The sequence below is a fragment of the Ilyobacter sp. genome, from assembly GCF_041583315.1.
Classification (GTDB): Bacteria; Fusobacteriota; Fusobacteriia; order Fusobacteriales; family Fusobacteriaceae; genus Ilyobacter.
The window spans coordinates 1-3,845 of the sequence record NZ_JBFHGC010000271.1; the positions used below are offsets into that span (position 1 = coordinate 1).

The window sequence follows — 3,845 nt, forward strand, 5'->3', positions numbered from 1 at the left end:
CTGATGGGAGAGGCAGCCTATGAGGGAGAGCATGATATGGATATACAATACGGAAGATATATAAACCGGAATCTCTCTTTAATTACCGGTTTTAATTTTGAAGAAGATGAAGACGGGGAAATAGGCAACAGGGGATTTGTAGGTGTGGAATACCTTCTTCCTTTGCTTATAGAGTCTGAAATAAAAGTTTATGATGACGGAGATCTGGAAGCCGAATTTTCCAGTGAACTGCAGCTTACAGACAAATTTCAATTTAACTGGGAATTGGATACTGACGGTGAATATCTATTGGAGCTTGAATACAGGTATAGAAAATGGCTTTCTTTTATAGCAAGTGCTCACTCTGAATATGATGAAGGAGTGGGAATAAGAATAAGTTTTTAAGTTGGTTAAAATAAAATTTATGACGAAGAATTTTAAAAATGATATATCTTCATAGATAGTTGATTTTAGGAGGTGCAGGAAATGAAAAAAATAATAATTGAAGGTATGATGTGTGGGCACTGTGTAGAAGTCATTGAGAAAAATCTGAAATCTATAGAGGGTGCAGGAGAAATCAAAGTTTCTCTTGATGAAAAATCAGCCTTTATTTCAGGTGAAATTGAGGATGATCTGATTAAATCCGCAATTGAAGATGAAGGATATCAGGTTGTTTCTATAGAAAATGTTGAAGAATATCCAAAAGAGGAAAAAGTAAAAAAAGGTTTTTTTAGCAGACTTATAAGGAAAATAGAAAAATCCAATGTGGAAGAATTTGGAGAGGGTAAGATGCACTGCTGTGATTCAGACAAGAAAGATAAAGAGAAAAATTAATATTTATATACTCTAAAAATAGAGGAGACTCTTTGAGAGCTCCTCTATACCTTGCTTGAACTAAGCTGTCTTGTCCATCATCTTGCACTTTTTACCTTTACCCATCATACCGTCCATCATTTTTATACCAAATTTTTCTTTCACTTCAATTTTAAACTTTATCATTTCTTTTTCTTTGTCAGCTAGAAGTATAGATTTTTTATCAATAAGTCTGTTTATTTTTTTGTTATCTGCATTTTCATTTAACATCTCTTTTTTAATTTGAATATCAATTTCTTTTATATTTAGTGTAATTTTTTTCATTTTAGCCATATGCTTTTCGTGAATAGCATGATAAGCTTTTTTCTGCTCAGGAGAAAGATTGTTAACTTGATTCATCATTCCACTTTTTTCTGTATTTTCTGATTTTATTTCTGCCTTACTGTGAGCCGAATGGTCAACCGGTACAGAATTTGAAAAAGATGTAGCTGAAAGTGCGAGAATACCTATTAATAACATTTTTTTCATTTAAATCACTCCTATTTTTTAGTTTTTTTCTTTATAAAAAGATGATAACATTAGTTTGTGGCCTAAGTATGTCAAAACTGGATTGGTTTAATAAAAAATTGAAGGAAGGTAAAAAATATGAATAAAAAAATACTCATAATAGAAGATGAGAAAGAACTTGCTTCAATAATTGCAAAAGCACTGGAAGAGGATGGATTTAGTTCTAATATTGTATATGATGGTGGTAAAGCTATGGAAATATTTTATGATGATAAACCTGACCTTGTACTCTTAGACATAAATCTTCCTAAAAAAAATGGGTGGGATATTTGCAAGGAGATAAGAGCTGTCTCTAACATCCCTGTTATAATGATGACGGCTAGAGATAGCGAACTTGATGAGATACAAGGGTTGGAACTTGGAGCTGATGATTATGTTACTAAACCCTTCAGCTTAAAACTTATTTCAATCAAAGTTAAAAAGCTTCTTAAATTAGAAGGAGACACTTTTTTCAAAATAAAAGACCTTACATTTGATTTTAAAAGTTATCTTCTCACAATTGACGGAGAATCCATAGAGCTTTCAAGACGTGAGGCTCAAGCTTTGGAGTATTTCTTAAAACACAAGGGTAATATACTTTCAAGAGAAACTCTCTTAAATGAAATATGGGGTTTTGATTTTTTTGGAGATGAACGAGCTGTTGATACATTGATAAAACGCCTGAGAAAAAAATTAGGAAAATATAGCGATTATATAAAATCAATCAGAGGTGTCGGTTATGTATTTAGCGAAAATCAGAATTAATTTTTTTAAGAGAGTTTTCCTTTATTCTATTTTAATAGTGCTCATTACGATAACTGTCAGCACTATTTTCAATGTGTTTTTTCTAGATAAATTTTATATACATAGAAAAGAACAGATAATGCTTAAAATCGCAGATAATTTGAAAAAACTTTCAAAATTTGAAAATAGTGAAGAATTGAAAACATATATCTATCAAATGAAGGAACTTGAAGGAATAGAGATAAGCATCGTTAAACCAGGGCATATGGATATGGGGGGAAGGCCAATTGTGACTATGGGTTCAAATTCTCCAGATAAGAAATTTAAACTTACAACCCTAAAAGGTATCGGAGCATTGATTCTTTCATACCATGACAGGCTTCCAAATGGAAACAGAGTTGTTATTAGTACTTCACTTTCTGTAATGGAAGCTCACAAACATGAGATAAATCTTTTTAATATTCTTACTATTTTTATTGCTTTAGTATTTTCATTGATTTCTGGAGCTTTTTTTTCAAAGAGGATAACCGAAGATATTAAACTTTTAAGTAAAAATGCTGATGAAATATCAAAGTTAAAATTTCCTGAAAATATCGAAATAGATAGAAATGATGAAATAGGAGATTTAAGCAAAAGTCTAGCTAAAATGTCCAATGAACTTAAACTCTCAATTGGTAGCCTTAAGTCCTTTGTATCCAATGCTTCTCACGAGCTTAAAACCCCTATATCAGTTTTATGCACCCACGCCCATGCACTTGTAGTCGGGCAAGTAAAAAGTGAAGCTGAAAAAAAGAAATATTATGAAATAATGTTGAAGAGGGGACTTGAAATGAAGGATATAACACAAAATCTTTTGACTATTTCTAAACTTGATACTCCTAACTACCAGACAAAAAAAGAAAAAATTCATCTAAAATCTCTTATAGATGAGTCTCTAGAAAAATATGATTTTTTAGAGTTTGAAAAAGATATAAATGTTGCTGTTAATATAGAAACAGATGAAATCATTGGAGATCCTAAACTTTTAAAACTAGCAATAGACAATATAATTCACAATGCTCTAAAGTATTCCCCTCATAGTGGGCTTGTAAAACTCTATGAAGAAAAAGGGTGTCTTTGTATAGAAAATCAGTCGGAAGAAATTCCACATGAAAACCTTGAAAATTTCTTTCAACCATTTTATCGTGGGAAAAACGCTGAGGATTCAGAGGTAGAAGGAACTGGACTGGGGCTTTCTATAGTTAAAAAATCTTTGGATCTCAGCGGTATTCCATTCAAAATTATTTGGAAAGATAAAAGATTCATAGTTAATTTAGACTTAAAAGAAGTGATTATTTCTTATTAATAAAATTCCCAAATTTATTTTATGGTAATTTTATAGTTGAAAAGGAGGATCAATGTAGATCCTCCTTTCCTTTCTATTTACTAACATCAAATTGTCCCATCATACCCATATCTTCGTGTTCAAGTATATGACAGTGATACATGAATAATCCTGCATGTCTGAATTCTACCAAAAGTTCTACAGTTTCTCCTGGATCTACCAATACAGTATCTTTATTTCCCTGCTCCCATTTATAGGGAGGTCTTCCGTCACGCTTAAGTATTCTGAATTGTGTATTATGTATATGGAATGGATGTGGAATATTTCCCATCATGTTCATCATACCCATATTACCACCCATCATCATGCCTCTACCCATATGATGTGAGTCATTGGTAACTACCCAGATCTCTGGATCATTTAACTTTATATATTCGTC

Annotated in this window: 5 protein-coding genes and 1 pseudogene; 4 read left to right on the plus strand and 2 right to left on the minus strand. The window is 31.7% G+C overall.

Translation table 11 applies throughout. From position 1 onward, the window contains the following. Positions 1-384, plus strand: a pseudogene (locus tag ABZA26_RS09685) (copper oxidase); the annotation flags it as partial. A gap of 81 nt (positions 385-465) precedes the next feature. Next, positions 466-813, plus strand: a complete 348-nt coding sequence (locus ABZA26_RS09690; RefSeq protein WP_372714319.1) for a cation transporter — start codon at positions 466-468, stop codon at positions 811-813. A gap of 60 nt (positions 814-873) precedes the next feature. On the opposite strand, the gene ABZA26_RS09695 is transcribed toward ABZA26_RS09690, so the two are convergent. Next, positions 874-1,320 (minus strand): hypothetical protein, encoded by a 447-nt coding sequence (locus ABZA26_RS09695; protein WP_372714320.1) that lies wholly within the window; start codon positions 1,318-1,320, stop codon positions 874-876. Positions 1,321-1,437: 117 nt separating this feature from the next. On the opposite strand from ABZA26_RS09695, the gene ABZA26_RS09700 reads away from it, so the two are divergent. Both ABZA26_RS09700 and ABZA26_RS09705 read left to right on the plus strand, forming a co-directional pair. Continuing rightward, complete coding sequence (locus tag ABZA26_RS09700; protein ID WP_372714321.1) at positions 1,438-2,103, plus strand: response regulator transcription factor; 666 nt, start codon at positions 1,438-1,440, stop codon at positions 2,101-2,103. A gap of 37 nt (positions 2,104-2,140) precedes the next feature. After that, positions 2,141-3,427 (plus strand): sensor histidine kinase, encoded by a 1,287-nt coding sequence (locus ABZA26_RS09705; RefSeq protein WP_372714322.1) that lies wholly within the window; start codon positions 2,141-2,143, stop codon positions 3,425-3,427. Positions 3,428-3,500: 73 nt separating this feature from the next. Here the strand turns inward: ABZA26_RS09705 and ABZA26_RS09710 are convergent. Next, positions 3,501-3,845, minus strand: a 345-nt coding sequence (locus ABZA26_RS09710) for a multicopper oxidase domain-containing protein (protein ID WP_372714323.1), incomplete at its 5' end; no start/stop codon positions are given.

Excerpts from the sequence above, each read along its gene's own strand:
- ABZA26_RS09690 (WP_372714319.1), top strand. The coding sequence starts at position 466 with ATGAAAAAAATAATAATTGAAGGTATGATGTGTGGGCACTGTGTAGAA.
- ABZA26_RS09695 (WP_372714320.1), bottom strand. The coding sequence starts at position 1,320 with ATGAAAAAAATGTTATTAATAGGTATTCTCGCACTTTCAGCTACATCT.
- ABZA26_RS09700 (WP_372714321.1), top strand. The coding sequence starts at position 1,438 with ATGAATAAAAAAATACTCATAATAGAAGATGAGAAAGAACTTGCTTCA.